This is a genomic window from Pseudomonas sputi (assembly GCF_021603585.1).
Classification (GTDB): Bacteria; Pseudomonadota; Gammaproteobacteria; order Pseudomonadales; family Pseudomonadaceae; genus Aquipseudomonas; species Aquipseudomonas sputi.
In genome coordinates this window covers 263,385-277,654 of the sequence record NZ_BQHI01000001.1, presented here as the reverse complement: position 1 = coordinate 277,654, position 14,270 = coordinate 263,385, and the positions used below count along the sequence as shown (strand labels likewise).

At 61.1% G+C, this 14,270-nt stretch carries 17 protein-coding genes; 9 read left to right on the top strand and 8 right to left on the bottom strand.

Translation table 11 applies throughout. The annotated features are described in order from the left end of the window. Positions 1 to 94: 94 nt before the first annotated feature. Entirely contained in the window at positions 95 to 532 is a 438-nt protein-coding gene (locus L6D81_RS01285; protein ID WP_236177575.1) for a hemerythrin domain-containing protein, read from the bottom strand. 137 nt (positions 533 to 669) lie between these two features. Here L6D81_RS01285 and L6D81_RS01280 point away from each other — a divergent pair, with 137 nt between their 5' ends. Further along, entirely contained in the window at positions 670 to 1,095 is a 426-nt protein-coding gene (locus tag L6D81_RS01280) for a GNAT family N-acetyltransferase (RefSeq protein ID WP_236177574.1), read from the top strand. Between the two features lie 64 nt (positions 1,096 to 1,159). Here L6D81_RS01280 and L6D81_RS01275 read toward each other — a convergent pair whose 3' ends face one another. Then, positions 1,160 to 1,510, bottom strand: a complete 351-nt coding sequence (locus L6D81_RS01275; RefSeq protein WP_236177573.1) for a hypothetical protein — start codon at positions 1,508 to 1,510, stop codon at positions 1,160 to 1,162. A gap of 135 nt (positions 1,511 to 1,645) precedes the next feature. Here L6D81_RS01275 and L6D81_RS01270 point away from each other — a divergent pair, with 135 nt between their 5' ends. The 8 genes from L6D81_RS01270 (at position 1,646) to L6D81_RS01235 (ending at position 6,267) form a co-directional block, all read left to right on the top strand. Then, a complete protein-coding gene (locus L6D81_RS01270; RefSeq protein ID WP_236177572.1) occupies positions 1,646 to 1,975 on the top strand; it encodes a DUF6388 family protein in 330 nt (109 codons plus the stop codon). A 23-nt stretch (positions 1,976 to 1,998) separates the two neighbouring features. Continuing rightward, the gene (locus tag L6D81_RS01265; protein WP_236177571.1) at positions 1,999 to 2,700 is read left to right on the top strand and encodes a YoaK family protein; all 702 of its coding nucleotides are present in this window, start codon (positions 1,999 to 2,001) and stop codon (positions 2,698 to 2,700) included. Positions 2,701 to 2,800: 100 nt separating this feature from the next. Further along, positions 2,801 to 3,193 (top strand): sulfurtransferase complex subunit TusD, encoded by a 393-nt coding sequence (gene tusD, locus L6D81_RS01260; RefSeq protein WP_236177782.1) that lies wholly within the window; start codon positions 2,801 to 2,803, stop codon positions 3,191 to 3,193. 1 nt (position 3,194) lies between these two features. Further along, positions 3,195 to 3,551 (top strand): sulfurtransferase complex subunit TusC, encoded by a 357-nt coding sequence (gene tusC, locus L6D81_RS01255; protein WP_236177570.1) that lies wholly within the window; start codon positions 3,195 to 3,197, stop codon positions 3,549 to 3,551. After that, positions 3,551 to 3,844 carry a sulfurtransferase complex subunit TusB gene (tusB, locus tag L6D81_RS01250; RefSeq protein ID WP_236177569.1) on the top strand — a complete coding sequence of 98 codons (294 nt, stop codon included), beginning with the start codon at positions 3,551 to 3,553 and terminating at the stop codon, positions 3,842 to 3,844. The genes tusC and tusB overlap by 1 nt, the downstream gene beginning before the upstream one ends. Continuing rightward, positions 3,841 to 4,176 carry a TusE/DsrC/DsvC family sulfur relay protein gene (locus L6D81_RS01245; protein ID WP_236177568.1) on the top strand — a complete coding sequence of 112 codons (336 nt, stop codon included), beginning with the start codon at positions 3,841 to 3,843 and terminating at the stop codon, positions 4,174 to 4,176. Before tusB ends, L6D81_RS01245 begins: the two co-directional genes overlap by 4 nt. Continuing rightward, a complete protein-coding gene (locus L6D81_RS01240; RefSeq protein ID WP_236177567.1) occupies positions 4,173 to 5,174 on the top strand; it encodes a glycosyl transferase family protein in 1,002 nt (333 codons plus the stop codon). The genes L6D81_RS01245 and L6D81_RS01240 overlap by 4 nt, the downstream gene beginning before the upstream one ends. 91 nt (positions 5,175 to 5,265) lie before the next feature. After that, on the top strand, positions 5,266 to 6,267 hold the full coding sequence (locus tag L6D81_RS01235; RefSeq protein ID WP_236177566.1) for a glutathione S-transferase family protein: 1,002 nt from the start codon (positions 5,266 to 5,268) through the stop codon (positions 6,265 to 6,267). Positions 6,268 to 6,312: 45 nt separating this feature from the next. Here L6D81_RS01235 and cysG read toward each other — a convergent pair whose 3' ends face one another. The 6 genes from cysG to L6D81_RS01205 form a co-directional block, all read right to left on the bottom strand. Then, positions 6,313 to 7,707, bottom strand: a complete 1,395-nt coding sequence (cysG, locus tag L6D81_RS01230; RefSeq protein ID WP_236177565.1) for a siroheme synthase CysG — start codon at positions 7,705 to 7,707, stop codon at positions 6,313 to 6,315. Beyond that, complete coding sequence (gene serS / locus L6D81_RS01225; protein ID WP_236177564.1) at positions 7,708 to 8,988, bottom strand: serine--tRNA ligase; 1,281 nt, start codon at positions 8,986 to 8,988, stop codon at positions 7,708 to 7,710. It lies immediately after the preceding gene. A 15-nt stretch (positions 8,989 to 9,003) separates the two neighbouring features. Further along, complete coding sequence (gene crcB / locus L6D81_RS01220) at positions 9,004 to 9,378, bottom strand: fluoride efflux transporter CrcB (RefSeq protein WP_007958188.1); 375 nt, start codon at positions 9,376 to 9,378, stop codon at positions 9,004 to 9,006. Beyond that, positions 9,378 to 10,700 (bottom strand): replication-associated recombination protein A, encoded by a 1,323-nt coding sequence (locus L6D81_RS01215; protein WP_007958186.1) that lies wholly within the window; start codon positions 10,698 to 10,700, stop codon positions 9,378 to 9,380. The genes crcB and L6D81_RS01215 overlap by 1 nt, the downstream gene beginning before the upstream one ends. Positions 10,701 to 10,724: 24 nt before the next feature. Then, positions 10,725 to 11,345 (bottom strand): outer membrane lipoprotein periplasmic chaperone LolA, encoded by a 621-nt coding sequence (gene lolA, locus L6D81_RS01210; RefSeq protein WP_065259163.1) that lies wholly within the window; start codon positions 11,343 to 11,345, stop codon positions 10,725 to 10,727. 78 nt (positions 11,346 to 11,423) lie between these two features. Further along, complete coding sequence (locus L6D81_RS01205) at positions 11,424 to 13,832, bottom strand: DNA translocase FtsK (protein WP_236177563.1); 2,409 nt, start codon at positions 13,830 to 13,832, stop codon at positions 11,424 to 11,426. Positions 13,833 to 14,270 lie beyond the last annotated feature (438 nt).

Sequence of the window (14,270 nt, the reverse complement as noted above, 5' to 3'; positions counted from 1 at the left end):
CACTGTATATAAACACAGTGCATTGCGATGACGCTCACCCGACGCATGGCAAAAAGACTACACCGCGTCATTACAAAAACCTGCATTCACCGGCTCAGGGAAGCTGCGCCTTGAACTCCTTTTCATACTGCCCGGCGAGCTGTTCCTTTTGCTTGTCGTCGAGCAGCTTGCCGGCCATCTGGAAGAATTTCTGCTCTTCTTCCTGCAAGTGATGGTGGACCTTATCCGACAGTTTTTTCGCCGTGACCAGCCAGGCCGGGCTGGACATCTCGGTCGCGTCGAGTTCTTCCATCATTTCGTCCATTTCATGGTGCTCGGCGATGGCATGGCGACTGAGGTCAACACCCTTGTCGAACTCCATCAGCGGGATATAGAAATGACGCTCTTCAGCCGTTTCGTGGGCCTGCAGCTCAGCCTTCAACTGCTTGTACGCCTCAACCCTTTGCGGGGTGTCACCGCTGGTCTTGATCAACGATTTCGCGTAGGTCCGCTGACGGTCGTGACTTTCACGCAGGGCTTCGAAAATGTTCATGGAATCTCCCAGGCAAACGCGTTCCGGATGGACGCCCTGAAAGGCTAGACCGCGGCGCAGGAGCGACGGTTCCAAGCGATTGCTTCAACCGACGGTGACGCGATAGGCTGCCAATTCATTACGACAAGGAAGACAACATGACGTTGCGGATCGAGCTGTCGCAGGACCCCACCGAAGAACAGCGCGCGGCCATTCTGGCGCCGCTGCGTGCCTACAACATCGCCAACGCCGGGCCGTCGCTGTACGAACCGGTCGCGCTGCTGGTGCGCGACGACAACGACGCGATCCTCGGCGGCCTTTATGGGCACACATTCTATCGGTGGCTGTTTATCGAGTTGCTGGCGGTGCCGGAACAAGGCCGGGGACAGGGCATCGGCTCGAAGCTGATGAACAGGGTCGAGGAATTCGCCCGGGAAAAAGACTGCGTAGGGATCTGGCTCGATACCTTCGATTTTCAGGCGCCCGGGTTCTACAAAAAACTGGGGTATACCGAGTGTGGCGAGATTGTGGATTATCCGCTGGGGCACAAGCGGCATTTTTTCCAGAAGCGCTTGATTGATTAAGCTCCACGCGCCCTCGCCCGCAGGCTGGCGAGGGTCGCGTAGCGTCAACGCATTCAACTGCCCGTTACAGACAGGTCGCCAGCGCTGCCAAGCGGCGCTTGGCCACAAAATCATCCTTCTGCGCGTAGTAATTCAGCACGGTGCCGGACGCATCGGTGGTCAAGTCGACAAACGACTCCGCCGAACGCGTGTAGACCGTCGAACCGCCCTTCTTGCCCGGTTGCAGATACGCCGCCGCGTCCACGCCAAACACCGCTTCATCCTGCCAGGCAAATTGCACGCACCGGGCCACGTCTTTTTCGGGCTTTTCCGAGTTCAGGGTCTTGTAAGGGGTTTGCGTGCGGGCGTCTTCCATCGCCGAACCCGCGCAACCGGCCAGCAGGGTTGCCGCCAGCGCCACCATCAGCATTCGCATTGCATTCGCTCATTCGGAAAAAAGCGGACTGTATCACCGCAACAGGAAAAATCGTTCTGCTTTAGTGCATTTAGTGCGCGACACGTGCCGGCCGCTGCGGCACATTAACGGTCATCAGCCTCACAAGGAAAAGCCATGGCGCCTACTGACCAGCGACACGAACAGGCTCTGAAACTGTTTCTCGATGCACGCCCCGAACTGCGCGAAGCCCTTGACCACCTCAATCCGTTGCTGGCCCAGGCCAAGGGTGAAACTGCGGCGCAGTATCGCGAAGAACGCCTGCACGAAGCCTTTGAAGCCGAGGCCGAAAGCCAGGGTCTGTTTGCCTGGGAACTGACGTTGCAACTCACTGCCGCGACGCCCGATGAGTATCAGGCACAACGCCTGGAAGTGCATCGCGAAGTGGCGGAAATGGCCGGGATGGACTGGCTGGAATATTGCGATCTGTATGGCATAGAACCGTAACCCTGTACAAGGATGCTGCCTCGATGCTGCCTTCCACTTCAACTCACCGCGCCAGCCCCGGACATGTTCATAAACAGAAATGGCGTGGCCGTGTGGGGCTGGCACTGGTTGCCAGCCTGTCGGTACTGGCCGGCATGACCGACGCCATCGGCTTCATGGCCAGCGGCGATTTCGTTTCCTTCATGAGCGGCAACACCACGCGGCTGGCGGTGGCGATCAGCGATGGCGACAGCGCACTGACAGGGCGGCTGATCCTGCTCGTCACGACGTTCATTGTCGGCAATGCCCTCGGGGTTGTGGTCAGCCGACTGGGTGGTCGGCGGGCGCTGCCATTGCTGTTGTCCATCGCTGCTCTGCTCTGTGCCGCGGCCTGGCCCTTTGACACGCAACTGCCGGCGCTGCTGGCGGCGATCATTGCGATGGGCATGCTCAACGCAGCGGTGGAAGAAGTGAACGGACTGCCGGTCGGGCTGACGTACGTCACCGGTGCTCTGTCCCGATTCGGCCGTGGATTGGGGCGGTGGGTACTCGGCGAACGAAGAAGTGGTTGGCGAGTGCAACTGGTGCCTTGGAGCGGGATGTTGATCGGGGCCATTCTGGGGGCGGTGCTGGAACATCATCTGGGCCTCAAGGCGATGTTGGTCAGTGGTCTGTTCGCTGGTGTTCTGGGGCTTTTGACCCTGAAAATTCCACGACGCTGGCAGCTAGGCTACATGCCGCGCTGACAGACACCTGTTCGCATCGAGACAGGCGCGGGCAACATCGACTTCGCCGCCCCGCCGAGAAAGCTTTATCATGGCCGCAGTTTTGCTGATCGAGTCCGTCATGAAGTTCGCCATTGCGCTGTTTTCCGCCGCCCATGCGCCCTCCTCGCGCCGCGCCCTGCTGTTCGCCCAGGCGGCGCTGGCCGGCGGGCATGAAATTGTCCGGCTGTTTTTCTATCAGGACGGTGTCCACAACGCGTCCGACGCCGTGGTCACGCCGCAGGACGAACTGGACCTGCCCAGACAGTGGCGCAATTTCATCACCGAACAAAACCTCGACGGCGTGGTGTGCATCGCCGCCGCCCTGCGCCGTGGCGTGTTGAATGCCGAGGAAGCCGGGCGCTATCAGCGTGATGCCGTAGCCGTCAGCGCCCCCTGGGAACTGTCCGGCCTCGGTCAGTTGCACGACGCGGTGCAGGACGCCGACCGCCTCATCTGTTTCGGAGGCGCATGACATGGCCAAGTCCCTTCTGATTATCAGCCGTCAATCGCCGTGGTCCGGCCCCGGCGCCCGTGAAGCGCTGGACATCGTGCTCGCCGGCGGCGCCTTCGATCTGCCCATCGGCCTGCTGTTTCTCGACGACGGCGTGTTGCAACTGGCGGCCGGCCAAAACGCCAGGGCCCTGCAACAGAAAGACCTGAGTGCCAACCTGCAAGCGCTGCCGATGTTCGGCGTCGAAGAGCTGTTCTACTGCGCCGACAGCGCCAGTGTTCGCGGTCTCGGCGATCGTTCGCTGGACGAGGCGCAGCCTTTGGCCGCCGAGCAAATCACCGCCCTTATTGACCGTTACGACCAGGTGATCACCCTCTGATGTCGACTTTGCATGTGTTGTCCCATTCCCCGTTCGGTGACGAACGCCTGAGCAGTTGCCTGCGCCTGCTGGGTGCCAGCGATGCGCTGTTGCTGTCTGGCGATGCCGCGTATGCGCTGCAACCGGGCACTGCGCCGTTCAGCGCGCTGGAAACCCGTCGGGTGCCACTCTTTGTCCTGGCCGAAGATGCGCAAGCCCGTGCCGTACAGGTTCCGGACTGGGCCGAAGCCATCGATTACCCGGCTTTCGTCGAGCTGTCGATTCACCACGACAAGGTCAATTCCTGGCTATGAATGCGCTGACCGTCGGCGCCCGCGCCATTGAACTGGACAAGGACGGCTTTCTGGTCGACCTCAACGACTGGTCGGCCGATGTCGCCAGCGCCCTCGCCGCTGCCGAAGACATCGAATTGAGCCCGGAGCACTGGGAAGTCCTCGAACTGCTGCGCAGCTTCTATGCCGAATTCCAGCTGTCGCCGGCGACCCGGCCGCTGATCAAGTACACCGCGCTCAAGCTCGGCGCGGAGAAAGGCAACAGCCTGCACCTGAACCGACTGTTCAAAGGCACCCCTGCCAAACTCGCCGCGAAACTGGCGGGCCTGCCCAAACCGACGAATTGCCTATGACCGACTATCCAGCGCTGACCCTCGAAACGCCCGCCGAGCACCCGTTCGCCCAGTTCGTGCGCATCCTCGGCAAGGGCAAGCGCGGCGCCCGCGACCTGACCCGCGAGGAAGCCCGGCAAGCCATGGGCATGGTGCTCGACGAAACGGTCGAAGAAACCCAGCTCGGCGCCTTCCTGATGTTGCTGCGGCACAAGGAAGAAAGCGCCGAGGAGATGGCCGGTTTCACCGAAGCCCTGCGTGAACGCTTGCAGGCACCGGCGCTGAAGGTCGATCTGGATTGGCCAACTTACGCCGGCAAGAAGCGTCACCTGCCGTGGTATCTGCTGGCGGCCAAGTGCCTGGCGCAGAACGGCTTGCGCATCTTCATGCACGGTGGCGGCGCCCATACAGCCGGCCGTTTGTACTCCGAACAACTGCTCGGCGAGCTGAACATCCCGCTGTGTCGCAACTGGCAACAAGTCGGCGCGGCGCTGGAAAGCGGCGGTCTGGCGTTCATGCCGCTGGTGGACTGGGCGCCACAGTTGCAACGAATGATCGACCTGCGCAACACCCTCGGCCTGCGCTCGCCTATTCATTCGCTGGCACGGATTCTCAATCCTTTGGGCGCGCGTTGCGGTCTGCAGAGTATTTTCCATCCCGGCTATCAAGCGGTGCATCGCGATGCCAGCGGCCTGCTGGGCGACACGGCGATCGTGATCAAGGGCGACGGCGGGGAAATCGAGATCAACCCGGATGCCGGCAGTCACCTGTACGGCACGACCGGCGGCGAGAGCTGGGATGAGGAATGGCCACAGCTGTCGGCGCAACGTCACGTCAAACCGGCGTCGCTGGATATCGAGCACCTGAAGGCCGTCTGGCGCGGTGATGTGGTGGACAGTTATCCGCAGATGGCGCTGATCTCGACCATGGCGTTGGCACTGCGCGGCCTCGGCCAAAGTCGTGAACAGGCTTTCGAAAATGCCGAAAAATACTGGTCCGCACGGAACAAATCGATTTAACCGATCATTAACCCCCGATCTTTGCGCTTTTTGTTCGAACTCATCGGAATAGACTCGGCTCCAACGAATATTGGTTTCTGGAGTCTTGATCATGGGTTTACTCGTCGACGGCCGCTGGCAGGACAAGTGGTACGAAAGCAGCAAGGACGGCGCGTTCCAGCGCGAACAGGCGCAGCGTCGCAACTGGGTCACTCGCAACGGCGAGCCCGGCCCGAGCGGTGAAGGCGGTTTCGCCGCCGAGGCCGGGCGTTATCACCTTTACGTCTCCCTGGCGTGCCCGTGGGCGCATCGCACGCTGATCCTGCGCAAGCTCAAAGGCCTGGAAAGCCTGATCGACGTTTCCGTCGTCAGTTGGCTGATGCTGGAAAACGGCTGGACCTTCGACCAGAACCTCGGTTCGACCGGCGACAAACTCGACCACTTTGACTTCATGCACCAGCGCTACACCGCCGACACTGCCGACTACACCGGCCGCGTCACCGTGCCGGTGCTGTGGGACAAGAAGCTAAAACGCATCGTCAGCAACGAATCGGCGGAGATCATCCGCATGTTCAACAGCGCCTTCGATGACCTGACCGGCAACGAGCTGGACTTCTATCCGGCGCCATTGCGCGGCGAGATCGATGCGCTGAACGAACGGATCTACCCTGCCGTGAACAACGGCGTGTACCGCGCCGGGTTCGCCACCTCGCAAAAGGCCTATGAAGAAGCGTTCGATGACGTGTTTTCCGAACTGAATCATTTGGAGCAGGTGCTGGGCGCCAACCGTTATCTGACGGGCGAATACTTGACCGAGGCAGACGTGCGATTGTTTACCACGCTGATTCGTTTCGACGCGGTGTACCACGGGCATTTCAAATGCAATCTGCGGCGGATCAGCGATTATCCGAACCTGTCGAACTGGCTGCGGGACATGTACCAGTGGCCGGGCGTTGCCGAGACCGTGGATTTCCAGCACATCAAGAATCACTACTACGGCAGCCACAAGACCATCAACCCGACCGGGGTGGTGCCGAAAGGGCCGGAGCAGGACTTCAATGTTGCCCATGACCGGGACCGGTTGGGCGGCAAAGGAGTCTGGCGCAGAGGTTGAGAGCAGGATCGTTCCCACAGCGTGGGAACGATCCCCTCAGAGTCGTCAGATTTGACCCTGAGCACCCTCGAACCACGCCAGTTTCTCGCGTAGCTGCACCACTTCGCCGACGATCACCAGCGTCGGCGCATGCACTTCATGCTCCGCCACCAGACGCGGCAGGTCGGCCAGCGTACCGGTGAAGACCCGCTGATTGACCGTGGTGCCTTGCTGGATCAATGCCGCCGGTGTTTCGGCTGCGCGACCATGCTTGATCAACTGCTCGCAGATGATCGGCAATCCCACCAGCCCCATGTAGAACACCAGGGTCTGCGCCGGCGCGACAAGGTCGGCCCACGGCAGATCGGTCGAACCGTCCTTGAGGTGCCCGGTGACGAAACGCACCGACTGCGCGTAATCGCGATGGGTCAGCGGAATCCCGGCATAGGCCGCGCAACCGCTGGCCGCCGTGATACCCGGCACCACCTGAAACGGGATGCCATGGGCTGCCAGTTCCTCGATTTCTTCGCCACCACGGCCGAAGATGAACGGATCCCCGCCCTTCAACCGCACTACGCGTTTGCCGGCCTTGGCCAGATCCACCAGTTGCTGGTTGATCTGATCCTGCGGCACGGTATGTTCGGCGCGACGCTTGCCGACGTAAACCCGCTCGGCATCGCGACGACACAGTTCAAGAATTGCCGGCGCCACCAAGCGGTCGTACAACACCACATCCGCTTGCTGCATCAGCCGCAAGGCACGGAAGGTCAGCAAATCCGGATCGCCCGGACCTGCCCCGACCAGATAAACCTCACCGGTCGTGACCATCGCCTCGCCGTCAATCTTGGCTTGCAGCAGACGTTCGGCTTCGGCGCCCTGTCCTGCCAGCTGCCGGTCGGCGATCGGCCCCTGGAACACGTCTTCCCAAAAACCGCGACGCTGCTGCACATCGGGAAACAGGCCTTTGACCTGATCGCGAAACCGCGCGGCCAGACCGGCCAGATGGCCGTAGGTCGAGGGAATCCAGGTTTCGATCTTGGCGCGGATCAGCCGGGCCAGCACCGGCGCATCGCCGCCGCTGGAGACCGCGATGATCAGCGGCGAACGATCGACGATCGCCGGGAAAATCACGCTGCACAGCGCCGGCGCATCGACCACGTTGACCGGCACGCAGCGCCGATGGGCATCGGCGGAGACTTGCGCGTTCAACGCTTCGTCGTCGGTGGCGGCAATGATCAACCCGCAACCGTCCAGATCCGTTTCGGCGTAGCCACGCAGCAGGCATTCGCCACCGCTGGCGGCGACCAGTTCGCGCAGTTGCGCTTCGATTTCAGGTGCGACCACCCGCAGCAGCGCACCGGCATCGGCCAGCAGGCGGGATTTGCGCAAGGCAATCTCCCCCCCACCGACAACCAACACACGACTGCCGCGCAGGTTGTGAAACAGCGGCAGATATTTCATTTAGCCGATGACCTCAAGGCCACCCATGTACGGCTTCAGCACGTCCGGTACACGGATCGAACCGTCGGCCTGCTGGTAATTTTCCAGCACAGCCACCAGGGTACGACCGACCGCCAGGCCGGAACCGTTCAGGGTGTGCACCAGCTCAGGCTTGCCGGTTTCCGGGTTGCGGAAACGCGCCTGCATACGGCGGGCCTGGAAGTCGCCGCAGTTGGAGCACGACGAGATTTCACGGTATTTGTCCTGGCTCGGGATCCACACTTCCAGGTCGTACGTCTTGACCGCGCTGAAGCCCATGTCGCCGGTGCACAGCGCCAGGGTGCGGTAAGGCAGGCCCAGCAGTTGCAGGACTTTCTCGGCGTTGGAGGTCAGGCTCTCGAGCGCTTCCATCGATTTCGACGGCTCGACGATCTGCACCATCTCGACCTTGTCGAACTGGTGCTGGCGGATCATGCCGCGGGTGTCGCGACCCGACGCGCCGGCTTCGCTGCGGAAGCACGGGGTGTGAGCAACGAACTTGATCGGCAATTGTTTCGCATCGACGATTTCACCGGCCACGATGTTGGTCAGCGACACTTCGGCGGTCGGGATCAGGTACAGATCGGCTTCACCTTCGCGACCGATCTTGAACAGGTCTTCTTCGAACTTGGGCAGTTGACCGGTGCCTTGCAGTGCCGGGGCCTGAACCAGATAAGGCGTGTAGGCCTCTTCGTAGCCGTGCTCGGTGACGTGCAGGTTGATCATGAACTGCGCCAGTGCGCGGTGCAGACGGGCAATCGGGCCGCGCAACAGGGCGAAACGCGCGCCGGACAGCTTGGCGGCGGTTTCGAAGTCGAGCCAGCCGAATTTCTCGCCCAGGGCCACGTGGTCCTGAACCGGGAAATCGAAAGCGGTCGGAGTGCCCCAGCGACGGACTTCGACGTTGCCGTCTTCGTCTTCGCCAACCGGCACCGATTCGTGCGGCAGGTTCGGGATGCCCAGCAGGATCGAATCGAGTTCAGTCTGGATCGCGTCCAGCTCGACTTTACCGGCGCTCAGTTCGCCCGCCATGCGCTCGACGTCCGCCATCAGCGGCGCGATGTCTTCGCCGCGCTGCTTGGCCTGACCGATGGATTTGGAACGCGCGTTACGCTCAGCCTGCAGTGCTTCAGTGCGGGTCTGGACGGTCTTGCGCTGTTCTTCCAGCGCTTCGATGCGCGCGACATCCAGGGCAAAGCCACGGGAAGCCAGGCGGTCCGCTACGTCCTGAAGGTTGCTACGTAACAGTTTGGAATCGAGCATGTCGGTTTCTCGTTATCAAAGTTTGGTCAGGGACAGGCCGGCCCAGGTCGCGAGCAGCCCGCCGAATACGCTGATGGCCGCATAGCCCAGGGCCAGCGGCACTTGCCCGCTTTCCAGCAGACGCACCGTATCCAGTGAAAAGGATGAAAAAGTCGTCAGCCCCCCGAGGAAGCCGACCATCAACCCGGCGCGTACCTCGATCGGTACTTCCGGGCGTATCAAAAACAGGCCGTACAACACGCCAATCAGCAGACAGCCCACGATATTAACGGCCAGCGTCGCGGTATAGAAGTGCCGCGGCCAATTGGCGTTGACCCAATTACCGGTGGCGAAGCGCAACAAGGTGCCGGCAATCCCGCCGACGGAGACTGCAACAATCAATGGGACCACTATTTTCTCCGCTGCCGTGGGCTTAAACGATCAAGTTGGGCGAGGTGGTTGAGCTTCTCGCCGATCTTCAGCTCCAGGCCACGGGGCACCGGCTGGTAGAACGGAATGGGGTCGAGCTCTTCCGGGAAATAGTCTTCACCGGCCGCGTAGGCGTCCGGTTCGTCGTGGGCATAGCGGTATTCGTCGCCGTAACCCAATTGCTTCATCAATTTGGTCGGCGCATTGCGCAGGTGCAGCGGCACTTCCAGCGAGCCATGTTCGGCGGCGGCGCGCAGCGCGGTCTTGAAGCCCATGTACACCGCATTGCTCTTCGGCGCGCACGCCAGATAAGTGATGGCCTGTGCCACCGCCAACTCACCTTCCGGGCTGCCGAGACGCTCCTGGACTTCCCACGCGGCGAGGCACAGGCTTAAGGCCCGAGGATCGGCGTTGCCGATGTCTTCGCTGGCCATGCGCACCACGCGCCGGGCCAGATACAGCGGATCGCAGCCGCCGTCGATCATTCGCGCAAACCAATACAGTGCGCCGTCCGGATTGGAGCCTCGCACCGATTTGTGCAGCGCGGAAATCTGGTCATAGAAGGCTTCACCCCCCTTGTCGAAACGTCGGCGGGTGTCACCGAGCAGACTTTGCAGCAGCTCGGTGCCCATCTCGCTGTTGTCTTCGGCCAGGTCTGAGGCGTTTTCCAGCAGGTTCAGCAGGCGCCGGCCATCGCCGTCGGCAGCGGACAGCAGCATCTGGAAGCCTTCATCGCTGAGGGTCAGATGACGCTTGCCCAGGCCACGCTCTTCAGTCAGCGCGCGGTGCACCAACTTGCGCAACGCCGCCTCGTCGAGGCTTTTGAGTACGTAGACCCGCGCCCGCGACAGCAATGCGTTGTTCAGTTCGAACGAAGGGTTCTCAGTGGTGGCGCCGATGAAGATCAAGGTGCCGTCTTCAACGTACGGCAGGAAGGCGTCCTGTTGCGACTTGTTGAAACGGTGCACTTCATCGACAAACAGGATCGTGCGCTTGCCGTACTGGCCGGCCTGCTGCTTGGCGATTTCCACCGCCTGACGGATCTCCTTGACCCCGGCCAGCACCGCCGAAACCGTTTCGAAGTGCGCATCCGAGACTTCCGCCAGCAACCGCGCCAGCGTGGTTTTGCCCACGCCCGGCGGGCCCCAGAAGATCATCGAATGCAGGGCACCCTGCTCCAGCGCTTCGCGCAGAGGCTTGCCGCGAGCGAGCACGTGTTCCTGACCGACGTACTCATCCAGATTGGTCGCCCGCAAACGGGCGGCCAGTGGCTGGGCGATCGGTGCACTGCGAAACAGATCCATCACGTACCGTTCAAACCTCTGTGTTTATTCCTGGATCACATCGGCACCCTTGGGGATGTCGAACTTGAATTTCGAGGCCGGGACCGCTTCGTTGGCCTTCACCCCAGTGAACAGGATGTTGGTGCGCTGGCCGACACTGTCGATCAGTTGCATGTCATTGACCAGGCCGTTGCGGAACGACAGACGCAGGCTGTCGAACAGCGTGTCCTTGGTTTTCGGTTTCAGGGTGAAGTCGATCACGCCACCCGCCTCTTTGGCGGTGATGTCGAAGCTCTGGCTGATCTTCGATACGTCGCCGGACAGCAACAGGGCCGGGGTCTGGGTCAAACGCTCATCGAGCTTCTTGATCGTGGCCTGTTCCAGGTCCGGGTCCCACAGGGTGACTTTCTTGCCGTCGGACACCATGGTCTGCTCGGCGGGCGCATTGGTGTGCCAGTAGAACAGTCCCGGACGCTGCAGGGTCATGTCGCCGGTGGTTTCCTGCAACTGGGTGCCACTGCCGTCGAGGGTCAGCTGGGAGAAATTGGCAGTCAGGGTCCTGGAAGTTTCAAGCAATTGGGTCAGGCGAGCCACATCCTTGTCATCGGCGTGAGCCGTGAGGGTGGTCAGAGCCAGTACCGGCAGCAACATGCGGATAAGACGCATGGGAGTCCTCTTGAATATTCGTGGGAAAGTGGACGGCGCTTGATGCACCGCCCATTGCATTTGGATCAGGGTATCGAATCAGTCGCGCACCGGGCCAGGGGCCAGGACTTCGCGGGAACCGTTGGTGTTCATCGACGTCACGACCCCGGCCATTTCCATGGCTTCGATCATGCGCGCGGCACGGTTGTAGCCGATCTTCAGCTTGCGCTGTACAGCGGAGATGGAGGCGCGACGGCTTTCCAGTACGAACTGCACGGCTTCGTCGTACAGCGCGTCGGCTTCCGGATCGTCGCCGTCACCGCCGCCGCTGCTGCCTTCGAAACCACTGCCCGCCTCTTCGACACCGTTGAGGATGTCGTCGTTGTATTCCGGCGCGCCGCGCAGTTTCCACGCTTCCACCACCCGGTGAACTTCATCGTCGGACACGAATGCGCCGTGAACCCGGATCGGCAGGCTGGTGCCCGGCGGCATGTAGAGCATGTCGCCGTGGCCAAGCAATTGTTCGGCGCCGCCCTGGTCGATGATGGTCCGGGAGTCGATCTTGCTCGATACCTGGAACGCCATCCGCGTCGGGATGTTGGCCTTGATCAGACCGGTGATCACGTCCACCGACGGCCGCTGGGTCGCGAGGATCAGGTGGATACCGGCCGCACGCGCCTTCTGGGCGATACGGGCGATCAGTTCTTCAACTTTCTTGCCGACGATCATCATCATGTCGGCGAATTCGTCCACGACCACGACGATGGTCGGCAGCTTCTGCAGCAGCGGCGCTTCGTCGTGGATGCTTTCGCGTTTGTACAGCGGATCGCTCAACGGCTCGCCGGCGTCCTGGGCTTCCTTGACCTTGGCGTTGAAGCCGGACAGGTTTCGCACGCCCATCTTCGCCATCAGCTTGTAGCGACGCTCCATCTCGGCCACGCTCCAGCGCAGGGCGTTGGCGGCGTCCTTCATGTCGGTCACGACCGGGCACAGCAGGTGCGGAATGCCTTCGTAGATCGACAGTTCGAGCATTTTCGGGTCGATCATGATCAGCTTGGCGTCGTCCGGGCCGGACTTGAACAGGATCGACAGGATCATCGCATTCACACCCACCGACTTACCGGAACCGGTGGTACCGGCCACCAGCAGGTGCGGCATTTTCGCCAGGTCAGTGATGACCGGTTTGCCGCCGATATCGTGGCCCAGAGCCAGGGTGACCGGCGATTTGAAGTTGTCGTACTCCGGCGTCGACAGCACTTCGGAAAAGCGCACGATCTGCCGGTCTTCGTTGGGAATCTCGATACCGACCGTGGTCTTGCCCGGAATCACTTCCACCACCCGCACGCTGGTCACGGCCAGCGAACGTGCAAGGTCCTTCGCCAGGTTGGCGATACGGCTGACCTTCACGCCCGCAGCAGGCTGGATTTCGTAACGGGTAATGACCGGGCCGGGATGGATCGAATCCACGGTGACTTCGACGCCGAACTCCTTGAGCTTGATTTCCAGCAAATGGCCGACCGCCGCCAGGGATTCAGGCGAATAATTGAGCTGTTTCTTTTCCGCAGGGTCGAGAATCGAGATCGGCGGCAAGGTGCCTTCCACGGCGCTGTCGACAAACAACGGCACCTGCTTCTCTTTCTGCACGCGCTTGCTTGGCTCTGGCGCCTTGACCGGAGCCGGGGCGATCACTGGCGGCACCTGTTTCTCGCGCTCGGACATGTGCTTGCTCAGCGCTTGCTCACGCTCGATCAGACGCTCCTTGACCTTGGCCTGCTCGCGCTTGTCGGTGACCGTCGGCGCAACCACGTCATGCACGCGATCGTCGACTTCACGCAATTGCGCGACCAGTTGCTTGCGCTCGGTACGCGCCGACCACCAGCGGTTGATCGCGCCCTGGAACAGTTCGAACAGATCGAGGGTGATCTTGCCGGTGACGTCCATCACCTTGAACCATGAAAGATCGGTGAACACCGTCAGGCCGAACAGAAACAGGGCGATGAACAGCAACGTGCTGCCCTGAATATTCAGGGCGTTGCGAGCCAGATCGCCAAGACTTTCGCCCAGGGCCCCACCGGCGCCGGCCGGCAGCCCCGTGGGAGCATGGAAATGAATGTGCGCCAGCGCGGCACCGGACAACACCAGAAACACCAGACCGATCAGGCGCCAGGAAAACAGCCAGCCGCTCCACTGCCACGGTTCGTGACGCTGACGGAAGATCTGATAGGCCTTGATCGCCAGCAGCAACGGGAAGATGTAGGCGAAGTAACCCAGCACCATGAACAGGATGTCGGCGCTGTAGGAACCGGCGGGACCGCCGAAATTCTGCACGTCGTCGATCTTGCTGTTGTGGCTCCAGCCCGGATCGTCCTTGCCGTAAGTCAGCAACGCCATCATCAGGAACAGGCACAAGGCGCCGATGGCGATCAATGCACCTTCCTTGAGCCGGTAGTGCAACTGTTGACGCCAGAGCGGAACGACTGTTTTTGGTGCTTCCGTGGATTTCTTCAAAACGCTTCTTTTCCTGCGCCAGAGGCGCGTCCATCTATTGAATGACAATAAAAAACTGCCCAATCCAGGCAGGTAAAAAAATTGACGGGCGCAACGGAGACTACTTTTAACACTGCGCCCCGTCTTTTATAAACACGGTACGCGGCGAATATTCTGTAACAGCCCGGCATTGTACGGGTTTGCGCGTTCGATGCCATGCTTCCAGGCCTCTGGTTCAAGCATAGCCAAACGTACAACACCCGGCGTTCAATTTGAGCATGCATTGTCTTTTGTGACAAAGGCTTATGAGGTGTATTTGATGAACGTAGCGAAGCATTCGCACCTCCTTCCCCCTGAGTGCCGCCCAACGACATCGGCAAGCTGGCCTGCAGCAGCGCTGCGCCCGATTACGACCGCATCCGGATGCTCAAGTTGCAGCCGCACAGACAGCGCAGCACA

Excerpts from the sequence above, each read along its gene's own strand:
- tusC (WP_236177570.1), top strand. The coding sequence starts at position 3,195 with ATGGCCAAGTCCCTTCTGATTATCAGCCGTCAATCGCCGTGGTCCGGC.
- L6D81_RS01280 (WP_236177574.1), top strand. The coding sequence starts at position 670 with ATGACGTTGCGGATCGAGCTGTCGCAGGACCCCACCGAAGAACAGCGC.
- L6D81_RS01275 (WP_236177573.1), bottom strand. The coding sequence starts at position 1,510 with ATGCGAATGCTGATGGTGGCGCTGGCGGCAACCCTGCTGGCCGGTTGC.
- L6D81_RS01245 (WP_236177568.1), top strand. The coding sequence starts at position 3,841 with ATGAATGCGCTGACCGTCGGCGCCCGCGCCATTGAACTGGACAAGGAC.
- L6D81_RS01265 (WP_236177571.1), top strand. The coding sequence starts at position 1,999 with ATGCTGCCTTCCACTTCAACTCACCGCGCCAGCCCCGGACATGTTCAT.
- L6D81_RS01235 (WP_236177566.1), top strand. The coding sequence starts at position 5,266 with ATGGGTTTACTCGTCGACGGCCGCTGGCAGGACAAGTGGTACGAAAGC.
- L6D81_RS01285 (WP_236177575.1), bottom strand. The coding sequence starts at position 532 with ATGAACATTTTCGAAGCCCTGCGTGAAAGTCACGACCGTCAGCGGACC.
- tusB (WP_236177569.1), top strand. The coding sequence starts at position 3,551 with ATGTCGACTTTGCATGTGTTGTCCCATTCCCCGTTCGGTGACGAACGC.
- serS (WP_236177564.1), bottom strand. The coding sequence starts at position 8,988 with ATGCTCGATTCCAAACTGTTACGTAGCAACCTTCAGGACGTAGCGGAC.
- L6D81_RS01240 (WP_236177567.1), top strand. The coding sequence starts at position 4,173 with ATGACCGACTATCCAGCGCTGACCCTCGAAACGCCCGCCGAGCACCCG.
- tusD (WP_236177782.1), top strand. The coding sequence starts at position 2,801 with ATGAAGTTCGCCATTGCGCTGTTTTCCGCCGCCCATGCGCCCTCCTCG.
- cysG (WP_236177565.1), bottom strand. The coding sequence starts at position 7,707 with ATGAAATATCTGCCGCTGTTTCACAACCTGCGCGGCAGTCGTGTGTTG.
- L6D81_RS01270 (WP_236177572.1), top strand. The coding sequence starts at position 1,646 with ATGGCGCCTACTGACCAGCGACACGAACAGGCTCTGAAACTGTTTCTC.
- L6D81_RS01215 (WP_007958186.1), bottom strand. The coding sequence starts at position 10,700 with ATGGATCTGTTTCGCAGTGCACCGATCGCCCAGCCACTGGCCGCCCGT.
- lolA (WP_065259163.1), bottom strand. The coding sequence starts at position 11,345 with ATGCGTCTTATCCGCATGTTGCTGCCGGTACTGGCTCTGACCACCCTC.